Source organism: Aeromonas sp. L_1B5_3, from assembly GCF_963866575.1.
Taxonomy (GTDB): domain Bacteria; phylum Pseudomonadota; class Gammaproteobacteria; order Enterobacterales; family Aeromonadaceae; genus Aeromonas; species Aeromonas jandaei.
Genome location: NZ_CAWMDN010000099.1, coordinates 31,413 through 50,841, shown reverse-complemented (window position 1 = coordinate 50,841; position 19,429 = coordinate 31,413). Strand labels below are relative to the sequence as shown.

The following is a 19,429-nucleotide window of genomic DNA, read 5'->3' as shown; positions in this document are numbered from 1 at the left end:
ACTCACAAATTCTGTTAATTGTGATCACTGGCCCAACATCCGCTTCTCGACTGATTTTTAAATGTTTTTATTGAGACGTTACTCATTTGCGGCCATGCCGTGCCAAGCGCCACGAAACGCGGTTTTATGGCATACTCCCTCCCCCATGCCCGAGGAGTGTGTTGATGGCCAAGTACGACAAGATTTCCCCCGAGACCCAGCAGGAGGCGATGAAAATTGCCCGTGCCAACCAGAAGCCGGGGCAGACCAAAGAGCAGACCCAGCTTATCGCTCAGGGGATCCAGAAAGGGATCGACGAGTATAAAAAGCAGATGAAGGCGCGGGCTCGTGAAGCCAGTCGCCAGAAGAAGCTGCAGACCAAAGCGAAACAGAGCCAGCACGCGCAGCAAGACGACGAACAGGATGAAGCCCTTGAGGTCATCGAGGTCACTCGCCACCATCCGCTGCCATGGGCACTGCTGGCCGCCAGCTGGCTCGGCTTTGTCGCCGTCTGGTTGTGGTTGCGCTAAGAGGCCGCAAACCTTTGTCCGGGATCCGCTTCACAGAGCAGGGCCATCAGGCTGGTCAGGCTAATTGAAGGCTGATTAAATCCCGCCTCTGTTTGCCCCAGCCCAAGCTGTCGCCAACCCAGACTGTCTGGTCATCTGTTTTCAGGAAATTCGTTATGAACCCCGCTCCGCTCTACCTGCTGGCCCCCTTTGTCCTCTTTCTGGTGACCATGCTGCTCTATCGCATCTCACCGCTGCGGGCCGTTGCCGCCGGCACAGTGCGCTGGTTTATTCTGCCCGCCTTTACCCTCTTTATTCTGTTGATCATCATCAATGGCGCCGCCGATCCCGCCCTGCGCAATCCCGCCTTCCACTGGCTGATGCCGGGCCTTGGCTTTGCCCTGAGCCTGTTTCCGGGCCTGCCCAAGGCACTGGTGCCACGTCTGGCCATCAAGGAGGGAGCCTTTGCCGCCCTCGGTCTGATGCTGATGAGCCTGGCCATGGTCTACTGACCAGCTGGCCGCTGACGCTGACATGACTCAAGGGGCGCTCTGTGACGAGCGCCCCTTGTGCAATCAATAACCTGCAGGCATCTTGGTGCAAGGATCGCCAGCCAGGAGGCCAGATGGAGAATCCGCCCGATTTCATGGCGCTATGGGACTATCAGGATCCCGTCGCCACTGCCCAGCGCTTCGATGCCCTGTTGCCCGCAGCGCGCGCCGATCAGGATTTGCAACTGGAGCTGGAGCTGCTGACCCAGATTGCCCGCACCCTCGCTCTGCAACACCAGCCAGAGCAAGCCAGACAGACCCTTGATGACGTAGAGAAGCGCCTCACCGGGGCTACCCCCAGAGCCCGGGTCAGATTGCATATCGAGCGGGGCCGCCTGTTCCAGGCCACTGGCGATCAGAGTCAGGCCAAAGCGCAGTTTGAGCAGGCCTGGCAGCAAGGGCTCAAGAGCAAGGAGCTCTATCTCGCCATCGATGCCGCCCAGATGGTGGCCATGACGGTGCCGCCGCCACAGCAGAGCCGCTGGCATCAGTTGGGGATGGAGCTGGCCGAGCGCAGCCCGGATGAGCGGGTGCGCAGCTGGCTACCCGCCATTTACCATAATCTGGGCTGGACCCTGTTCGAGCTGGGGCGATTTGAGGAGGCAAAAGCGCTGCAGCAGAAGTGTCTGAGCTGGCATGAAGCACATCAGGAGCAGGGCAAGGCTTTTATCGCCCGCTGGAGTCTGGCCCGCCTGAGCCGGGCCATGGGTCTGCATCAACAAGCGATGGCAGAACTGACCCAGCTTAAAGCCGATATGAGCGACGCCGGCGCTGCGGAAGATGGAGATCTGTTCGAGGAGCTGGGGGAGAATGCGCTGGCGCTGGATGATCCGGCGGCGGCCGAATACTTTGCCCGCGCCTGGTTTCTGCTCTCGCGCGATAGCTGGAGCAAGAGCCATGAGGCTGAGCGGCTGGCCCGGCTCAAACGCCTCGCCAAACTCTGAACGACTCAAAAGAGAAGGGCGGCTCTCTGGCCGCCCTTCTCTTTTGGCAAGCTGGTTCAGGCCAGGTTGGCCTCTTCCCACCCCTGCTTCTTGCGATAGATGGTGGAGGGGCTGATCTCCAGCAGCGCCGCCGCCTTGGGAATATTGCCGTCACAGCTGGCGATGGCCTGCTCTATCACCTCTTTCTCCACCAGCCAGAGCGGCCGGATCGGCCCGCCAACTGCGGGAGTGGCGGATGTTGCAGCGGGTTGCTGGGTTGCTGCCGCGGTAACAGAAAGAGTCCGCACACCGTTGAGGGGCGGCGGCAGGATATCCGGGCTGACCAGCTCCTTGTCATTGAGCACGACGATATTGCGCACCACGTTCTGCAGCTCGCGCACGTTGCCGGGCCAGGGGTAGTCGAGCAGCACCCGCGCCGCGGCGGCATCGAAGTCGCGAAAGCGCTTGTTCTCCTCCTTCGCATAGTTCTGCAGCAGGCTGCGGGCCAGCAGCAGAATATCTTCGCCCCGCTCCCTGAGCGGCGGCAGATAGAGAGGGATAACGTGGAGCCGGTAGTAGAGATCCTCGCGAAAACGGCCCGCTTTCACTTCCAGCAGCGGGTCCCGGTTGGTGGCGCAGATAAAGCGCACATCCACGGTTTCCAGTTTGCCGCTGCCGACCCGCTGCAGGGTGCCGGTCTGGATAAAGCGCAGCAGCTTGCTCTGCAGGTCGAGATCCATCTCGCAGATCTCGTCGAGAAACAGGGTGCCACCATCCGCCAGACTGGCAGCCCCTTTGCGATCGCCCTGAGCACCGGTGAAGGAGCCCTTCACATGGCCGAAGATCTCGCTCTCCATCAGATCGTGGGGAATAGCGGCGCAGTTGAGGGCGATAAAGGGCTGCTCGCGGCGCGGGCTGCACTGGTGGATCGCCTCGGCGCACACCTCCTTGCCGGTACCGCTCTCGCCGGTGATAAAGACGGTCGCCTTGCTCGGCGCCGCGCTCTCGATGATGCGATAAACCGCCTGCATCGCCATGGAGGCACCGATAAAACCGAAAAAGGATTGCCGCTCGAAGTTCTCGCGATAGTGGGCAACCAGCGAGCTCAACTGCTGGTGTTTCAAGGCATTGCGGGCTGTGGCGCAGAGCCGCTTGCTGTCAAACGGCTTGGTCAGAAAGTCGAAGGCACCGAGACGCATCGCCTCCACCGCCACATCCACCGAGCCGTGGGCGGTGATCACCACCACGGCGCAGGGAAGCTGCTGTTCGGTGATCTGTTGCAGGATCTCCATGCCCGACATGTCGGGCAACTCAAGGTCGAGCAGCACCACCGGAGGGGGGGTCGTCAGCAACACCTCCAGCGCCTGCTGTCCGCAATCGGCCAGCACCACCTCATAGCCATCCTGGCGCAGGTACTGCTCATAAACTACAGCCAGACTCCGGGTATCTTCCACCAACAGGACACGGGGTGCGTTCTCAGCCACAGGATTGATCCTTGTTAATTGATTTTGTTCTTTATTTTTAGCGCTACCGCTGATATCCCATGCGCAATGCTCTCAGTTTATCCCGCGAAACGAGAGGATGCACAAGTAAAAACGGCTCCTTAAGGAGCCGTTTTCATCGATACACAGGAATTACTTCTTGGCGTCTTCTGCAGCCGGCTTCTCGATAGCCAGCAGTTCGACGTCAAACACCAGCACGGCGTTAGCCGGGATGGAGCCAGCACCGTGCTCGCCGTAGGCCAGCTTGGATGGCAGGAAGAACTTGAACTTGGAGCCAACCGGCATCAGCTGTACGCCCTCGGTCCAGCCCGGGATAACCTGGTTGAGCGGGAAGGTTGCCGGCTCGCCACGATCAACGGAGCTGTCGAACTTGGTGCCATCGGTCAGAGTACCGGTGTAGTGAACCTTGACGATGTCGGTCGCTTTCGGCTTGGCGCCAGTGCCCATCTTCTCGACCTGATACTGCAGGCCGGATTCGGTGCTCTTCACACCCTCTTTCTTGGCGTTGGCGGCCAGGAACTCTTCACCTTTCTTCAGATTATCAACGGCATCTTTCTCGGCTTTGGCCTTGGTCAGCTCGTTGATCTTGGCGTCGTACTGCTGCAGTACTTTCTGGATCTCTTCGTCGGTCATCTTGGCTTCTTTGCCCAGACCATCGGTGACCCCTTTCAGGATGACGGCGTTGTCCAGCTTGATACCCAGCTCCTGCTGGCGCTCCAGGGTGTTGGCAATGTAGCGACCCATGGAGAGGCCGATGGCGTAACCGGATTGCTCTTCAAAGCTCTGCGCCTTGGTAGACGCTGCCGGTTTGCTGGCCTCTGCCTTCACCTCGGCGCTATTGGCAGCCGGCTTCTCGTCTTTTTGGCAAGCAGTCAGACCTACGGCAACCGCCGCAGCCAACAGGGACACCTTCAGAAATTTGTTCATCAGTTTCTCCAAACTCCAAATACCGCTCTCGGTTCCATCGTGAAATGAGAGGTTTATCGTGATAAGCGCCTTATACTAACGCCGTGATTGCAGGTAACAAAAGCGTGAGACATCAAAAATGATAAAAAGTGCCATTTATCTGCTAGGCCTCTGCCTCATGCTCACCGGCTGCGAGCAGAGTGCCCGACCAGACCGGCAACTTTCCCTCGCCAGCTCGGGTCTGCTGGCCGCCGATCTGGCCAGTGACGGCAAGCAGGCCATCGTCTCCAGCCTCGGCCAGGGGGTCGTGGTCTGGGATCTGGAGCGGAACCGCCAGCGCTGGCGCTGGAAACAATCCGACTCCCCCGATGATCTGGTCTCCATCGTCCGTTTTGCGCAAGGGGATAGTCACGCCGTGACCGCCACAGCCACCACCTTTGCCATCTGGCAGCTCCAGAACGGCCAATCGCAAGGCTACTACTCGCTTCCTGAATCCAGGCTGAGGGACATTGCCCTCTCGGCAGATGGACGCAATGTGCTGATCGGACGTGAAGATGGCAAAGCGGAGTGGGTCGACACCCAAACCGGACGGCGCCTGCAGTTTCTCGGTCACACCGAGCAGATCAATACGGTGGATCTCTCCGCCAACGGCCGCTACGCCCTGACCGGTGGCAATGACTACAGCGCCTATCTGTGGGATACCCGCAGCGGTCAGGTGGTCTGGCGCTTCAACCATGGTGGCCGGGTGGTAATGGCACGGCTGGAGCCGAGCGGTCGCTACGCCTTCACCGCCGACAGCAGCCGGGGCAGCATCTGGGATCTGAAAACCGGCAAAGAGGTGAGCCAACTGCAATTCGGGCACAGGTTCGAGGTCTACACCAGCGCCCGCTTCGCCAATGACGGCAAATGGCTCATCACCGGCGCCCCCTCCCGTCAGCTCTCGCTATGGCAGGTGAGCGATGGCGCCCTGTTGCAGAGCTGGCTGGTTTCGCCCCATCCCAAGGTAAAACCGCCCAGTGCAGTGGTCTACGGCGTGGCTTTGCGCGACAATAGCCACCTTGTCAGCGCCAGCTCCAGTGGCCTGGCCGAAATCTGGACCATCAAGTAAGGACCCGCAGGCCCATGAGTCAGCATTTAAACGAACGCATCGAAACCCTGGAAACCCGTCTCGCCTATGCGGAGTACACCATAGAGCTGCTCAACGACGAGGTCACCACCCAGGGGCGCGAGCTCGACCGGCTCAAGCACCAGATCCAGCTGCTGATCGACAAGCTCAAGAGCGTGCAACCGAGCCAGATCGCCAGCATGGCCGAAGAGACCCCGCCCCCTCACTACTGATGAGTGCTCTCTGTCCGGCAAATGTTGCCCAATAAAAAACCCGCGATAAATCGCGGGTTTTTTTATCATCAGCGTGGCCGTGATCAGTGGTGATGGCCCTTGCCACCACAACCGCCACCACCGCAGCAGCCGCCATGACCATGGTCGTCGCCGTGGTCATGCTCGTGGCTGTGACCGGCACCGCCACAGCAACCGCCGTGAGCGTGCTCTTCGTCGCGGTCGTGACCGTGACCACCGCAGCAACCGCCATGGCCGTGATCGTGGTCATGACCATGGTCGTGACCGCAACCGCCGGCACCGTGAACGTGGCCGTGAGCCAGCTCTTCGGCAGTGGCAGCACGCACGTCCTTGATCTCGACCTTGAAGCCCAGAGTCACGCCAGCCAGCGGATGGTTGCCATCTACCTTGACGAACTCTTCGGACACTTCAACTACAGTCACCGGACGATGACCGTCATCGGTTTCAGCCACGAAAGTATCCCCTTCGGAGACTTCCATGCCGTCGAACAGCTCGCCCGGCACTTCCTGCACCAGAGACTCGTCGTATTCGCCGTAGGCCTGGCTCGGGGTCAGGGTCACTTCGAAGGCTTCACCTACCGCACGACCTTCCAGCTCGGCTTCGAGGCCGGAAACCAGATAACGGGTGCCGTGCAGATAGACCAGCGGCTCTTTGCCGACAGTGCTGTCGATGACTTCACCGTGCTCGTCGGTGACTGTGTATTCCAGCGTAACCACGCTCAGAGGAGCTACTTTCATGTCAGGATCCTGCGGATAGAAAAAAACGGGCCCAGAATAACCTAAAAAGCGGGCCGCGCATATGCCATGCCCCGTCAGCGGGCGATGAAAAAATCGGCGATGCCACCAGTTTGGGCAACAACGCCCTGCACTCTTCAGGGCTATCAGGGACGAAATACGCCGATCACCTCTTCGGCTTCACGGGTTACCCGCTCCACCTCTTCCGGCGTCTGCACCTGGGTATCACCGCACGCGACGCAGGTCACCTTCTCGACTCCATGCTCCATATACAGCATCATGTTGTCCAACTTGCCGCACGCCGGGCAAACCGCACCGGCAATGAAGCGTTTTTTACGTCTGGTTTCCATATTTGTTACCTCCAGGCAGCATCATATCAGGGTTTTTACATGCATCACGCCATCGAGTATCACCATTTTTCCTGTCACGGCCTGCAGGCTGGCAACCGCAAACGCACGCCGGTCGGACAACTGCTGCGGATCACCCGGGGCGCGGCACTGCTGAGACTTGGTCAGCATGAACTCCTGCTGCCGGCTGGCAGTTGCTTCTGGCTCTGTGCCGATGCACTGGCCGCCTTCAGCCCGCTCAGCGGTTGTGATTACGATCAGCTGAACGTCTCTTTGCGCGTAACCCAGCCGCAGCAGGCAGGCTGGCTGCAAGCCACGCCCCTGCTCAATGCCCTGCTCGACTCCCTTGCCCTGTGGCAACGGCCGCAAGAGTGGCAAGGGGCCTATGGCCACCGCCTGCAGGTGATCCTCGATGAGTTGCTGCAGTGCACCATCCAGCCACAGGATAATGAAGCGCTGCAGCAATGCTGGCAGGCTTTGGCCCGCGGCGAAGCTCGAGCCCTGGCAGAGTGGCAGCAACGTGGCGATGCACCGCTGGCAGGGGAAGAGCTGCAACAACAGTGGCAACTACTGCAGGCACTCAGACTGCTCAAAGGGGGCAGCAAAGCCGCTCAGGTCGCCAACAAACTGGGTTATGGCGATGAGGCCACTCTGCAAGCTGCCTGCCAGCGCTGGGGAGTAGTACAAGATTAGGGGGAATAGGGCCGTCCAAAGCCAATGAGCTAAAATCTTGGCTGATTGAGTCCAGCTTTTTGCCAGATGGCCGTTAACAAAGGGGCCATCACCCCCGCAATCCTTTATGCTAGAGGCCAGAAATGACAGCCACAGTTTCGACCAACAGGACACCTGCCATGACGAGCAAAGCCAACCAATCACAGGGCATGTTGCTGTTTCATCTCTCTGCCAAGCAATCTTTTGCCATCGGCACTCTCAAGGTGAAGGAGATAGTGCCCTATACCCAGCTGACGGCCATGCCCCACTCTCACCCCACCGTGTTGGGGGCGGCCAACATGCGTGGTTCCACCATTCCGGTGATCGACATGGCGATGGCGGTGGGCTATCGCCCCATCAGCAAGGAGGAGATGCCGCACTGCTTTATCATCATCACCGATTGCCGCCGCACTCTGGTCGGTTTTCTGGTGCGCGGTATCGACAAGATCACCGAGTGCAACTGGCGCGATATCGAGCCGCCTCCCGCGTCGCTGGGTCACAACGTCTTTGTGACCGGGGTAACCCGGGTCAACGATCAGCTGATCCAACTGCTGGACGTCGAACTCATCCTGTCGCGGGTCTACCCCGATGACCCGAGCCACCTCTATCCGGTGCTGACCGATGTGCAGCGCGAACGGATCAAGCCGATGCGGATCCTGCTGGTGGATGACTCCTCCGTCGCCCGTCGTCAGCTGATGGCGGCACTCGACTACATCAATATCCCCTATGAGGTGAGCACCAACGGCAAGGACGCGCTGGCCCTGATGCAGGAGCGAGCCAGCCAGAAAACACCGATCGACATTCTGGTGAGCGATATCGAGATGCCGGGGCTCGATGGCTACGAGCTCGCCTTCGAGGTGCAAAGCGACAGCAAGCTGGCTGGCGCCTACATCATTTTGCACACCTCCCTCTCGAGCGAAATCAGTGTCGAACGTGCCCATCAGGTGGGCGCCCACGAGGCGCTGACCAAGTTTGAGGCCAACGAGCTGATCCAGGCAATGCTGCGCGGTGCCGAGCACCACGACAAACTGCTGGTCTAATCCCCATCCGGCGGGCAGCCCTGCTCGCCGGTTTGTCATCTCATTATCGCCGTAGCGGATCATCGCCATGCTCACAGAAAGCCACTTCCACGCCCCCTGGTGGGCTCGCAATCCCCATCTGCAAACCATTCTGCCCAAATGGCTGCGCCGGACTCCGGCACGATTTGTGGCCGAGCGCTTCGAACTGACTGACGGGGATTTTGTCGATCTCGCATGGAGCGGAGAAATCACGGCTGATACGCAGCCGCTGGTGGTGGTATTTCATGGCCTGGAGGGAAGCATCCACTCCCACTACGCCAAGGGGTTGTTTGGCCATCTGCAACAACAGGGAATGGCGGCGGTACTGATGCACTTTCGTGGCTGCAGTGGCGAACCAAACCGCCATCTGCAGGCTTATCACTCCGGCGCCATCGACGATGCCCAGGAGGTCATTGCCGAGCTGAGCCGGCGTTTTCCGGACAAGCCATTGATCGCCATCGGTTTCTCACTGGGGGGCAATATGCTGGTCAATCTGCTGGCGCGCGCCTGCCCTACGGCGGTGAAGGCGGCGGTGGTGGTCTCGGCCCCGCTGCAACTGGCCAGCTGTGCCGAGCGGGTCAATCAGGGATTTTCCAAGGTCTACCAGAACTACCTGCTGCGCACCATGCGCCGCAATCTGTTGAACAAGATCAGCCAGCAGCAAAAAGCGGGCGAGCGCTGGCAACCGAAACAAGTGCAAGAAATAGCCACTCTGCGTGACTTTGACGAGCTGGTAACCGCGCCGCTGCACGGTTTTCACAGCGCCAGCCACTACTACCAGAGCTGCTCGGGGTTGCCGCTGCTGGACCAGATCCCCATCCCCACCCTGATCCTGCACGCCGCCGACGATCCATTTATGTCCGATGCCGTCATCCCGCGCCCCGAGCAGCTCTCGCCCCATGTGCGCTATGAATTGAGCCGCCGTGGCGGTCATGTCGGCTTCCTGCACGGCACTCCGTGGCGTCCCCGCTTCTGGCTGGACGAGCGGATCAGCCGCTGGATCGCCGAACAGAGTCAGGCCGCGACACAGAACTGATTGCGCCCCGACTCCTTGGCCCGATAGAGCGCCTGATCAGCCCGCTCCAGCAGCTGGCTTGCACTTTCACCGGGCAGCAGTGTGGCAATCCCCTGACTCACCGTCACCCAGGAGGCGACATCGGACGCCTGATGCTCCAGCTGCAGGCTGGCCATCCCGTCCTGCAGCCGCCGCGCCACCTCACGAGCCCCCTGCTGATCCGCATCCAGCAGCAACAGGACAAACTCCTCACCACCATAACGGGCAACCAAATCTGACGGAGTACGAACCGAATGGGTGAGCGCAGTTGCCACCTCCTTGAGACATATATCTCCGGCCTGATGCCCATAGCGGTCGTTGAAACGCTTGAAGTAGTCCACATCAATAAGAATGAGAGAGAGAGGCATACCACTCTCACCGCTATGAGTGAGCCCCCGCTCCAGCTCGACATTGAAGTGACGCCGGTTGGCAACGCCGGTCAGCGGATCCTGCTTGGCCAGCCGGTCAAGACGGCGCAGCAGAACCAGATTCTCGTGTTCGCGCACGATCGCCAGCTCGAACCAGCGGTTGAGCATTCGTCGTCCCACCTCCAGTGCAATAATGCCGAACAGCACGCCAAGCAGATAGATCTGGGGAAAATCGACCTTTAAAAAAAGCTCGATTCCCACGCCAGCAGTCAGCGGCCCCAAGAGATAGCCGTAAAACACCTTGCGGTCGGGATAAAACGCGATGAGTGCCGCCAGCAGGTTGAGCCGCATGATCCCATGGGCATAACTGAGGCCGCCACGCAGCTCAACCTGGCCAAGGGTGTAGATATGCAGGGTCCAGATCCCCCCCCAGACCACCATCACCAGCGCCGCGATCCGTAACCAGGTACAATCCTGCAGATGGTCACAAAACAGGCTGATAACAGGCAGCAACAACAATGCCACCATCACCAGGGCCAACTCACTCTGAAAACTCCATGGCAGCATGTGATCACTGGCAAGGCCTGCCTGACTGTAAACCTCATAGCGAATCGCCAGAAACAGCACCACCAGCCAGTTCAGCAGCCAGAACCACACCATGCCGCGACCAATGGCCTGCCGGCGCGCCTGATCCAGATGATCCGCCAGGGTTAACGGCGCACTGCGCTGCTCTTCAGACAACATCTCGGACTCCGGCGAAAAAAGTAGAAATTGGTTGCACTCGCGCAATTCAACACAACAATAGCTCGGTGGTTATATATTTTTGCATCGAGATCCCTTCATGATAATTCCCTGGCAAGAGTTGGATGCCGACACCCTGACCAACCTGATCGAACATTTCGTACTGCAGGAAGGAACCGAGTATGGCGAACAGGATGTATCACTGGGTACCAAGGTTGAGGAAGTGCGCAGCCAATTACAGCAAGGCAAGGCGGTGATCGTCTACAGCGAGCTGCACGAGTCGGTCAATATTGTGCCCAAAGATCGCTTTGACGAGTCGGCTTGACCGAACCCGAAGCCTGCCTTTATAACGGAATTTCCAAGGAAGAGAGAATTCTATGTCGGCCAAGCACCCCATTATTGCCGTCACCGGTTCATCCGGTGCCGGCACCTCCACCTCCACTATCGCCTTTCGCTCCATGTTTCATCAGCTTGGTTACCAGGCGGCAGTGGTCGAGGGCGACAGTTTTCACCGCTATACCCGCCCCGAGATGGACGTAGCGATCCGCAAGGCGCGCGAACAGGGGCGCCATATCAGCTATTTCGGCCCCGAGGCCAATGATTTCGGGCTACTGGAGAGTTTCTTTCAGGGCTATGGCCAGGATGGCACCGGCCAGTACCGCCGCTATCTGCACAGCTTTGATGAAGCGGTGCCCTTCAACCAGATGCCCGGCACCTTCACCCCCTGGCAGCATCTGCCGAACGATACCGATCTGCTCTTCTATGAGGGGTTGCACGGCGGTGTGGTCACCGAAGATCACAATGTGGCTCGCCACGTGGACTTTCTCATCGGCGTAGTGCCCATCGTCAACCTGGAGTGGATCCAGAAGCTCATTCGCGACACCTCGGAGCGGGGCCACTCCCGTGAGGCGGTAACCGACTCCATCGTCCGCTCCATGGATGACTACATCAACTTCATCACCCCGCAGTTTTCCCGCACCCACATCAACTTCCAGCGGGTTCCGACTGTGGATACCTCCAACCCTTTCAGCGCCAAGGTGATCCCGAGCCTGGACGAGAGTATGCTGGTGATCCGGTTTCGCGGCATCAAACAGGTAGATTTCCCCTACCTGCTTTCGATGATCGACGGCTCATTTATGTCGCGGATGAACACCATCGTGGTTCCGGGTGGCAAAATGGGCTTTGCGATGGAGCTAATCCTCAAGCCGCTGATCCAGCAACTGCTCGAAACGGGCAAAATCACCTGATACAAAGGAGCTTATGATGCGCTTTGCCTCTCTCTCTGTGGTGCTGTTCGCCCTGCTGGGTGGCTGCAGCAGCGGGCCGTCAGCACCAACGTTTGAACCCGGAACCATGGTGGCTCGCTCGCTCGGTGACTGGACCTTCGGCGCCACTCCGCGCTACGCCCTGGCCGAACAGTATCAGTTTGCCGGCAATCAGGCCGAAGGGTGGCTCGAACCCATCCAGAATGCGGTCAGTAAAGAACTCAATGGCAAGGGGTGGCAGAGTGTTCCCCTTGATGAGGCGGATCTCTGGGTCGCTATCGGTGTAGCGGGTGACAAGGATATCAGCGATGGCCAGATTTTTGCCCGCCTTGGCATGACACCCGGGGTGCAGGCCGCACCGGATCAGCGCAAAGGCACCCTGGCCATAGTGCTGCTCGACCGCAAAACCCAGAAAGCCGTATGGAGCAGTGTCATCTCGCTGGCCAGCGATGCCGCCATTGCCGATAACCAGCGCCAGGCTCTCAGCCAGCAGCTCGCGGCCAAACTGCTGGCACCAGTCCCCACCCACTGACGCCCTCATCATTTTTTGCTGATGATTTGAATAAAAAAGAGCGGCTTGTCAGATGACAAGCCGCTCTTTTTGCTGGAATGCGCCGGAATTACTTCAGCTTGCAGGTGAGCAGGGTCACCCCTTTCTGAGTCAACAGTGCCTGTTTGTCCTGATTCCAGAAGGTGGTCACACCGTCGGAATATTTGGCACCGTTATCCGATTCGACACGGCCCAGCTTGTGATAGACCCCGGCATAGGGGAACTGCACCATGTCAGCCTGAGCATCATAGGTAATGGCCAACAGCTCTTCCCCGCACTGGTACTGACTGTACTGATACTTGGTGGGTTGCGGGCTGGTGCACGCAGCCAGACCCAACAGGGGAAGCAGAGCGATTATTTTTTTCATTGCACTTTCCTTATGTCATGGCGTTATCGATGGAACAACGCTTCGGTTATCAAGCCTCAAGAATTTGATAACTATGGGTAATTTGTACCGCTTTTTCCAACATCAGGGAAACAGAACAATATTTCTCCATCGACAACTCGACCGCTCTGGCGACCTGCTTTTCTGCCAGCCCCTTGCCGGTCACCACAAAATGGAGATTAATCTTTTCAAAGACCCGGGGCACGCTGTCAACCCGCTCACCGTCGAGTTCAACATGGCAAGCCGTCACGACCTGACGCGCCTTCTCCAGAATGGATACCACGTCGATGGAGCTGCAACCACCCACGGCCAGCAACACCATCTCCAGCGGGCTGGCCCCCTCGCCCGGGTTGGCGCCATCCAGGATCACCTTGTGCCCTGATTCGCTCTCCCCGACAAACTTCATCCCTTCAACCCAGCTGACCTTGGCTTTCATCTCGCATCCTCTTTGGTTAAGCCTGTGCTCATGATGCTCCTAGCATACCCCAGCCATCACGGCTTCGGCATCTCTTCACCCGACCGGGCAACCACAGGGGCAAGATGATTGGGAGGTTAATAGATCAAAATCAACATCTCCCCTCCCTATCTTCCCTAGAATGGCTGAAGCGGCGCAGCAGGCATTACTCAAAGGGCTCTATTCAAAAGGGCGCAAAGCCTTGTCAGCACAGACAAAGGCTCTTATCCTACTGCGACTAATACAAGGAATGGCAAGAGTTGGCTGCTTGCCTGGACGCTCGAGTCCATAAAAAGACACTACAGAGGAATTCTCATGGTTATTGGCAAACCGCAAAGCGATCCCACCCTGGAATGGTTCTTGTCGCACTGCCACATTCATAAGTACCCCGCCAAGAGCACCCTGATCCACGCGGGTGAAAAAGCGGAAACCCTCTACTACATCGTCAAGGGCACGGTTGCCGTGCTGATCAAGGACGACGAGGGCAAAGAGATGATCCTCTCCTATCTCAACCAGGGGGATTTCCTCGGCGAGATGGGTATGTTCGAAGAGAACGAAAATCCCGAGCGCTCTGCCTGGGTACGCGCCAAGGGCTCCTGCGAAGTTGCCGAGATCTCCTACAAGAAGTTCCGTCAGCTGATCCAGGTCAACCCGGATATCCTGATGCGCCTCTCCGGCCAGATGGCCAAGCGCCTGCAGCACACCAGCCAGAAAGTGGGTAACCTCGCCTTCCTGGATGTAACCGGCCGGATTGCCCAGACCCTGCTGAACCTGGCCAAACAGCCGGATGCCATGACCCACCCGGATGGCATGCAGATCAAGATCACCCGTCAGGAGATCGGCCAGATCGTCGGCTGCTCCCGTGAAACCGTTGGCCGCATCCTCAAGATGCTGGAAGAGCAGGAACTCATCTCTGCCCACGGTAAAACCATTGTGGTATTCGGTACCCGCTGATCCACAGGTCCCGGACCACTGGCTCCAAAAGGCTGCTACGGCAGCCTTTTTTGATCACCTCCCCTATAATCCCGAACGCCCGTTCCAGCTTTCGCCAAGAGAATCGCTATGCACCTTCAATGTCCCCGTTGCCGCAGCCAGCTTCATCTGCATGAAGCCTCAAAGGGTCGCTACTGCGACAACAAGCACCACTTTGATCCCGCCCCGGAAGGCTATCTGGATCTCATCCCCGGCAAGAAAAACCCCAAGGACAGCGACAGCCGGGCGTTGATGCGCGCCAAGCGTCACTTTCTCGAACAGGGCCACCAGCTGCCGCTGGTCGAAGCAATGGCCAGCCTGCTCACCCCCCTCGAGCCGCGCGAACTGATCCATCTGGGCTGTGGCGAGGGCTACTACTGCCGCGCGCTGGCCGAACGCCTGCCGGGCTGGCAGTTTGCCGGCGTCGATATCGCCAAGAATGCCATCTTTGCCGCCACCAAGGCGCAGCCTGACGGCAGTTTCGTCATTGCCGATCCAGCCAAAGCCCCGCTTATGCCAAACTCCGCTGACTTGCTGCTGGTCAACGACCTCAAGATCAAAACCGAACAGCTGGTCAACTGGCTGACACCGGGCGGCTATCTGCTCTATCTGCAGCCAGGCCCCCGCCATCAGTGGCAACTAAGAGTCAGCCTCAACCCGATCAGCATGGAACACCCGCTCAGCTGGCCGGCCCTCGCAGGCCTGACCAAGATTGCGCAGCAACGCGCTCAATTCTCCCAGACTCTCGATCAGGGACTGCGCAGCTTTATTCTGGAAACCAGCCGCCTCGGCTGGCGGGCCACGGGTGAGCAGCGCCACGCGTTCACCCATCAGGGCCCGGACGAACTGGAACAGGATCTGCTGCTGACCCTGTGGCAAAAACCGCTCTGATCACACTGCGAGAGCAGGCACCCTGCTCTCGCCGACCCCCTTTGAACATCAAAACGTGATTTGGTTCACACGCTCAATCATTGCTCTCCCCCTTTGCCCTCCCCCCAGCCAAACTCAGATTAAAAAACTAACAATCTGAATTAACTAGACTTTTAAACTGTACAAACCTGACATACTCAACATATTCATCTCCTTATGGCGCCAATTAAACACAGATAGATTCAGCGCCAGTCAAGGTTAGGGCGCCTACCGTGTGGCTATCGGACCATTTCCGATTTAACAGAACCGAATACAGGTTCGGAAGTGTTTACATCAGAGGAATAAGCATATGAAGAAGTCTGCACTGACTATGGCCATCTCCAGCCTGCTGCTGGCGAGCGGTGCCCATGCTGCTACTGTGTACAACCAGAACGACACCAAGCTGGACATCGGCGGCCGCGCTCAAGGTGCTTACTATGGCACTGACAACAACAGCGCCGAAGGTGACCAGAGCTATTTCCGTCTGCACGTTGCAGGCGAAACCAAAATTGCTCCGGAAATGAAAGCGTTCGGTTTTGCCGAATACAACCTGCCGACTTCCGGTTCTGACAACGATGAACTGCGTTATGCCTACGCCGGTATCAAGCACGACCGCTTCGGTGCCTTCAGCTACGGTCGTCAGGATGGCCTGTTCACCAAAGCCGTTAACAACTACACCGACGTACTGCCCGAGTGGGGCGGTGACGGCCTGGGTAAAAATACCGAAGTATTCGGTACCGGTCGTACCAATGGCCTGGCCCAGTACATCTACACCTATCAGGGTCTGACCCTGGGCGCCCAGTTCACCGGTAACAACGATCCGCAGAACTCCGGCCGCAGCGAAATCAACCAATCCTTCAACGGTAACAACCCGTATGTTGCTGGCACCAACTGGAACAGCACCGGTTCCAAAGAGGGCTTTGCCTTCTCCGCCAACTATGACTTCAACATGGGTCTGAGCCTGGGTGCCGTATACAACCAGGCAGGCAAGACCGACGAGCAGGCTAAATACGCTGCCTTCGGTGGCGAGAAAGATGCCAAGCTGATGGGCTTTGGTGCCAAGTACGCTGCTGATAACCTCTACTTGGCCGCTACCTACTCCCACGGTGAAGATCACCTGTTCGTCAAGAACGGCTACGCCGAGAAGATGGATGGTTACGAAGCTGTTGCCCAGTACACCATCGGCAAGTTCAAGCCTTCTCTGGCCTACCTGCGCACTGACGTGAAAGATGGCGCTCACGGTATCGATGATACCTACACCGAGTACGTATCTATCGGTGCCTGGTACAACTTTACCGACAACTTCAACGCTTACGTCGACTACAAACTGAACCTGCTGGATTCCGTAGATGGTAAGTCCGTCAACTCCCTGGGTCAGAACACCGATGACGTTGTTGCTGTAGCCCTGCAGTACAACTTCTAAGTTTTTAGAAGTCAGTTATACCTGTGAAATCAATGTCTACTGTTTGAATTTCTTCCGGCCGCTTGCGGCCGGTTTTTTATTGCGCCTTTTCAGCACCTTGCATATAACTATCGAGCGGAGAGTTGCCAAGTGCCGCTATCTGCATACAAAAATGGTGCACAGAAGGACATTCACGGATGAAACGACTGTTCAGGAACAAGATCTGGTGGCAGATGTGGTTGATACTGTCGCTGCTGTTGGGAAGTCTCGGTTTTACCGCCCCCGCGCAGGCAAGCTGGGACAAGAGCCTCTACCGTCAGCTCGGCCTCGCCGGCAAACTTGATCAACAAACCTTTCGCAAAGCGCTCAATAGCTACCAGAGCGTGCGCCATAAAAACAAATCTATTCTGACCATTATCGATTACAGCAAACCATCTACTCTGCGCCGGCTGCTGGTCATCGATATGAAACGCTACAAACTGCTCTACTACACCTGGGTCAGCCACGGTCGCAACTCTGGCGAACTGGCCGCCCATCAATTCTCCAACCAGCCCAACTCGATGAAAAGCTCGCTCGGTGTCTATCGCACCGCCGAAACCTATCTTGGCAAGCATGGCTACTCATTGCGGCTGGATGGTCTGACTCCGGGTCTGAACAGCAATGCCCGCAAGCGAGCCATCGTGGTGCACGGAGCAGACTATGCCAGCCCGCGCCATCTGCTCAAATATGACAAGCTGGGCAGAAGCTGGGGTTGCCCTGCCCTTCCCCAGGAGCAGGCCAGAGCCATCATAGATACCATCAAGGGAGGGAGCGTGATCTACGCTCACGGATAAAGAAAAGGGCCAGCAACCGCTGGCCCTTTTCTTGAACACTTGTTTTTAAATAACCGTACAGCTCGTTTTATTGGCGAACGACCAGCACCGGACAAGGGGCATGACGTACCACAGATTCGGCAACGCTGCCCACCAGCAGGTGGCTGATGCCGGAGCGGCCATGGCTCCCCATCACGATGAGATCCGCCTCATCATCATTGGCCTGAATGACAATCTCATCGGCCGCGCGGCCAAAACGGATGTCAAACGTGGCGGGAATCGGCAAGGTAGCCACCAGCTCCTTGAGCTGGGTTCTGGCCTGACGCTCCATCTCGTGAGTAATCTCGACAGCAGTCATGTGCAGGATCTTGTAGCTGTCAAAACCATGCAGTTGATCGACGACGTGAACCAGCTTTAACCGGGCGTCATGGCTTTGCGCCATGAATACGGCATAGTCGAGAACCGCTTTGGACATTTGAGAAAAGTCGACGGGACAAAGCAGTGTCTTGATCGATGGCATAAGCAGTCTCCTCTACTGATTGGGGTGCTATTGAATCTCAACGAGATCATATCAACCCGACTGCAAATAACTCTCGACCCTGTCGCAAAACGAGCATTCAAAGGCATGGTTACCGCGCCTCCCGGAGAGCGCATGGTGTAAAATAAGGTATCAACTCCCCCCTTTTTAGCTGCCCTCGAGAGGCCGATTGTGACCATACTGCGTATCGGTTGTCTGTTGGTCTGTTATCTCTGCGCATCTCTCTTCTGCCGCGCAGAATCACTTCACGTCTATTGCGACAACTGGCCCGGTTTCTGTCAAACCGATGGACAAGGGTTCTACCTTGATTTGGTCAACAGCATCTATCAACCCCATGGTTACACCATCGTCCCCCATATTGTTCCCTACAAGCGTGCCCTCGCCATGGTGACCCGCAACAAGGGGGACATGGCACTGGGAGTCTATCAACATGAACTGGGCGATGTGCGTATGCCGGAATACCCAGATTCAGCGGACGATCTCTCTGTCATCATGCTCAAGCAGTGGCAGCCGAAATGGCAGGGGGAGCAGAGTCTGGCTGGCCAGCAGGTGTTATGGCAGCGGGGCTGGGCGCTGGACAAATACATATCAGTACCCATGAACTGGCATGAAGTGGACAGCTACGAGATGGCCCTCCAGCTGCTCGAGAAGGAGCGCTATCGCTATTACATGACCGTCGGTGTGCTGCACGTAGCCAATCCGCCCCCCACCAGCATGAGCCGCATCTTTTTACGCTGGATCCCCACCTATCCTGTTTTTAGCGACAGCGAGCGAGGGGAAGCACTACAGCAGCTTTGGGATAGGGAGATGGTCAATCTGATCCGCAGCGGCGAGCTGGCCAATATCTATCGGCGCCATCTGCTCTACGACTATTACCAGGGCTTTATCAAGGAGATGGAGCAGAAGGCAAAAGTAGCCCCCATCCGGTAAATCTTCCTACTCTTTCTGCCTGTGGTGGCCATACCCCTTGGCCAAGCGGTCATAGAGGATCACATTGACCGAGGCAGCCAGATTCATGCAGCCTTGGGTCGGCACATAAACCACATCTTTCACCGCGCCATAGAGCTTGGGATCCAGGGTGCCATCCTCCGGCCCGAAGATATAAAAAGCGCGCTCCGGATGGACATAGTCGGGGAGCGGCGTAGCGCCGTCGATCAGATCGACCACCACGGGAACACACCCTTCTGGCATGAATTGCAGCAGGTCATCCACCCCGAGCAACGGGATCTTCTCCACCATCTGCTTGGTATCGGTGGCAAAGCGGCGCGCCAGCTCGAAGCGGTTGCCGGTGTAGTAGACCTCATCCACCCCGTAGCAACCGGCAGCCCGCATCACGGCACCGACATTTTCCGGGGATTTGGGATTGACCAGCCCTACGCAGCAGAATGCTCTCTTGTCCATCA

25 protein-coding genes are annotated in these 19,429 nt (G+C 57.8%); 16 read left to right on the top strand and 9 right to left on the bottom strand.

Annotated elements, in window-relative coordinates:
- The first annotated feature begins 164 nt into the window (after nt 1–164).
- The 3 genes from AACR93_RS07450 (at nt 165) to AACR93_RS07440 (ending at nt 1,983) form a co-directional block, all read left to right on the top strand.
- The gene (locus AACR93_RS07450; RefSeq protein ID WP_043850333.1) at nt 165–509 is read left to right on the top strand and encodes a DUF2956 domain-containing protein; all 345 of its coding nucleotides are present in this window, start codon (nt 165–167) and stop codon (nt 507–509) included.
- A 155-nt stretch (nt 510–664) separates the two neighbouring features.
- On the top strand, nt 665–1,000 hold the full coding sequence (locus AACR93_RS07445; RefSeq protein ID WP_042030818.1) for a hypothetical protein: 336 nt from the start codon (nt 665–667) through the stop codon (nt 998–1,000).
- Between the two features lie 113 nt (nt 1,001–1,113).
- A complete protein-coding gene (locus AACR93_RS07440; RefSeq protein WP_043850332.1) occupies nt 1,114–1,983 on the top strand; it encodes a tetratricopeptide repeat protein in 870 nt (289 codons plus the stop codon).
- A gap of 56 nt (nt 1,984–2,039) precedes the next feature.
- Here the strand turns inward: AACR93_RS07440 and AACR93_RS07435 are convergent, their stop codons facing one another.
- Both AACR93_RS07435 and fkpA read right to left on the bottom strand, forming a co-directional pair.
- Nucleotides 2,040–3,446: a sigma-54-dependent transcriptional regulator gene (locus tag AACR93_RS07435; protein ID WP_043850331.1), complete on the bottom strand. Its 1,407-nt coding sequence runs from the start codon at nt 3,444–3,446 to the stop codon at nt 2,040–2,042.
- A gap of 150 nt (nt 3,447–3,596) precedes the next feature.
- Nucleotides 3,597–4,391, bottom strand: coding sequence for an FKBP-type peptidyl-prolyl cis-trans isomerase (gene fkpA / locus AACR93_RS07430; RefSeq protein ID WP_041210536.1), 795 nt, complete (start codon nt 4,389–4,391; stop codon nt 3,597–3,599).
- Nucleotides 4,392–4,509: 118 nt separating this feature from the next.
- Between fkpA and AACR93_RS07425 the strand changes: the two genes are divergently transcribed.
- Complete coding sequence (locus AACR93_RS07425; protein ID WP_043850330.1) at nt 4,510–5,478, top strand: WD40 repeat domain-containing protein; 969 nt, start codon at nt 4,510–4,512, stop codon at nt 5,476–5,478.
- A gap of 14 nt (nt 5,479–5,492) precedes the next feature.
- Nucleotides 5,493–5,708, top strand: coding sequence for a SlyX family protein (locus AACR93_RS07420; protein ID WP_033114612.1), 216 nt, complete (start codon nt 5,493–5,495; stop codon nt 5,706–5,708).
- An 83-nt stretch (nt 5,709–5,791) separates the two neighbouring features.
- On the opposite strand, the gene slyD is transcribed toward AACR93_RS07420, so the two are convergent.
- Nucleotides 5,792–6,463 carry a peptidylprolyl isomerase gene (gene slyD / locus AACR93_RS07415; protein WP_043850329.1) on the bottom strand — a complete coding sequence of 224 codons (672 nt, stop codon included), beginning with the start codon at nt 6,461–6,463 and terminating at the stop codon, nt 5,792–5,794.
- A 143-nt stretch (nt 6,464–6,606) separates the two neighbouring features.
- Nucleotides 6,607–6,810: a YheV family putative zinc ribbon protein gene (locus AACR93_RS07410; RefSeq protein ID WP_033114610.1), complete on the bottom strand. Its 204-nt coding sequence runs from the start codon at nt 6,808–6,810 to the stop codon at nt 6,607–6,609.
- A gap of 39 nt (nt 6,811–6,849) precedes the next feature.
- On the opposite strand from AACR93_RS07410, the gene AACR93_RS07405 reads away from it, so the two are divergent.
- From AACR93_RS07405 to AACR93_RS07395, 3 genes are all read left to right on the top strand, one after another.
- Nucleotides 6,850–7,500, top strand: coding sequence for a hypothetical protein (locus AACR93_RS07405; protein WP_043850328.1), 651 nt, complete (start codon nt 6,850–6,852; stop codon nt 7,498–7,500).
- Nucleotides 7,501–7,658: 158 nt separating this feature from the next.
- Nucleotides 7,659–8,558, top strand: a complete 900-nt coding sequence (locus tag AACR93_RS07400; RefSeq protein WP_041210532.1) for a chemotaxis protein — start codon at nt 7,659–7,661, stop codon at nt 8,556–8,558.
- 67 nt (nt 8,559–8,625) lie between these two features.
- A complete protein-coding gene (locus AACR93_RS07395) occupies nt 8,626–9,612 on the top strand; it encodes a hydrolase (RefSeq protein ID WP_043850327.1) in 987 nt (328 codons plus the stop codon).
- Here the strand turns inward: AACR93_RS07395 and AACR93_RS07390 are convergent.
- Nucleotides 9,591–10,742, bottom strand: a complete 1,152-nt coding sequence (locus tag AACR93_RS07390; protein ID WP_043850326.1) for a GGDEF domain-containing protein — start codon at nt 10,740–10,742, stop codon at nt 9,591–9,593. The genes AACR93_RS07395 and AACR93_RS07390 overlap by 22 nt on opposite strands.
- Before the next feature lie 97 nt (nt 10,743–10,839).
- Here AACR93_RS07390 and AACR93_RS07385 point away from each other — a divergent pair, with 97 nt between their 5' ends.
- From AACR93_RS07385 to AACR93_RS07375, 3 genes are read left to right on the top strand one after another with little or no spacing between them, the layout of a single operon-like run.
- Nucleotides 10,840–11,064 carry a YheU family protein gene (locus AACR93_RS07385; protein ID WP_041210529.1) on the top strand — a complete coding sequence of 75 codons (225 nt, stop codon included), beginning with the start codon at nt 10,840–10,842 and terminating at the stop codon, nt 11,062–11,064.
- A 52-nt stretch (nt 11,065–11,116) separates the two neighbouring features.
- Nucleotides 11,117–11,986, top strand: coding sequence for a phosphoribulokinase (locus AACR93_RS07380; protein WP_041210528.1), 870 nt, complete (start codon nt 11,117–11,119; stop codon nt 11,984–11,986).
- A 16-nt stretch (nt 11,987–12,002) separates the two neighbouring features.
- Nucleotides 12,003–12,536 carry a DUF4136 domain-containing protein gene (locus AACR93_RS07375; protein WP_043850325.1) on the top strand — a complete coding sequence of 178 codons (534 nt, stop codon included), beginning with the start codon at nt 12,003–12,005 and terminating at the stop codon, nt 12,534–12,536.
- Nucleotides 12,537–12,624: 88 nt separating this feature from the next.
- Here the strand turns inward: AACR93_RS07375 and AACR93_RS07370 are convergent, their stop codons facing one another.
- Together AACR93_RS07370 and AACR93_RS07365 are read right to left on the bottom strand one after the other, a co-directional pair.
- On the bottom strand, nt 12,625–12,921 hold the full coding sequence (locus tag AACR93_RS07370) for an MliC family protein (protein ID WP_043850324.1): 297 nt from the start codon (nt 12,919–12,921) through the stop codon (nt 12,625–12,627).
- Nucleotides 12,922–12,970: 49 nt separating this feature from the next.
- Nucleotides 12,971–13,375 (bottom strand): OsmC family protein, encoded by a 405-nt coding sequence (locus AACR93_RS07365; protein WP_033114601.1) that lies wholly within the window; start codon nt 13,373–13,375, stop codon nt 12,971–12,973.
- 333 nt (nt 13,376–13,708) lie between these two features.
- Here AACR93_RS07365 and crp point away from each other — a divergent pair, with 333 nt between their 5' ends.
- The 4 genes from crp (at nt 13,709) to AACR93_RS07345 (ending at nt 17,509) form a co-directional block, all read left to right on the top strand.
- On the top strand, nt 13,709–14,347 hold the full coding sequence (gene crp, locus AACR93_RS07360; RefSeq protein WP_005335304.1) for a cAMP-activated global transcriptional regulator CRP: 639 nt from the start codon (nt 13,709–13,711) through the stop codon (nt 14,345–14,347).
- Between the two features lie 108 nt (nt 14,348–14,455).
- Nucleotides 14,456–15,256, top strand: a complete 801-nt coding sequence (locus AACR93_RS07355) for a putative RNA methyltransferase (protein ID WP_043850323.1) — start codon at nt 14,456–14,458, stop codon at nt 15,254–15,256.
- Nucleotides 15,257–15,584: 328 nt separating this feature from the next.
- Nucleotides 15,585–16,697, top strand: coding sequence for a porin (locus AACR93_RS07350; protein ID WP_043850322.1), 1,113 nt, complete (start codon nt 15,585–15,587; stop codon nt 16,695–16,697).
- Between the two features lie 176 nt (nt 16,698–16,873).
- Nucleotides 16,874–17,509 (top strand): murein L,D-transpeptidase catalytic domain family protein, encoded by a 636-nt coding sequence (locus tag AACR93_RS07345; RefSeq protein ID WP_043850321.1) that lies wholly within the window; start codon nt 16,874–16,876, stop codon nt 17,507–17,509.
- A 67-nt stretch (nt 17,510–17,576) separates the two neighbouring features.
- On the opposite strand, the gene AACR93_RS07340 is transcribed toward AACR93_RS07345, so the two are convergent.
- Entirely contained in the window at nt 17,577–18,008 is a 432-nt protein-coding gene (locus AACR93_RS07340) for a universal stress protein (RefSeq protein ID WP_033114597.1), read from the bottom strand.
- 195 nt (nt 18,009–18,203) lie between these two features.
- On the opposite strand from AACR93_RS07340, the gene AACR93_RS07335 reads away from it, so the two are divergent.
- A complete protein-coding gene (locus AACR93_RS07335; protein ID WP_043850353.1) occupies nt 18,204–18,956 on the top strand; it encodes a substrate-binding periplasmic protein in 753 nt (250 codons plus the stop codon).
- A 6-nt stretch (nt 18,957–18,962) separates the two neighbouring features.
- On the opposite strand, the gene AACR93_RS07330 is transcribed toward AACR93_RS07335, so the two are convergent.
- Nucleotides 18,963–19,427, bottom strand: a complete 465-nt coding sequence (locus tag AACR93_RS07330; RefSeq protein ID WP_043850320.1) for an RNA methyltransferase — start codon at nt 19,425–19,427, stop codon at nt 18,963–18,965.
- Nucleotides 19,428–19,429: the final 2 nt, after the last annotated feature.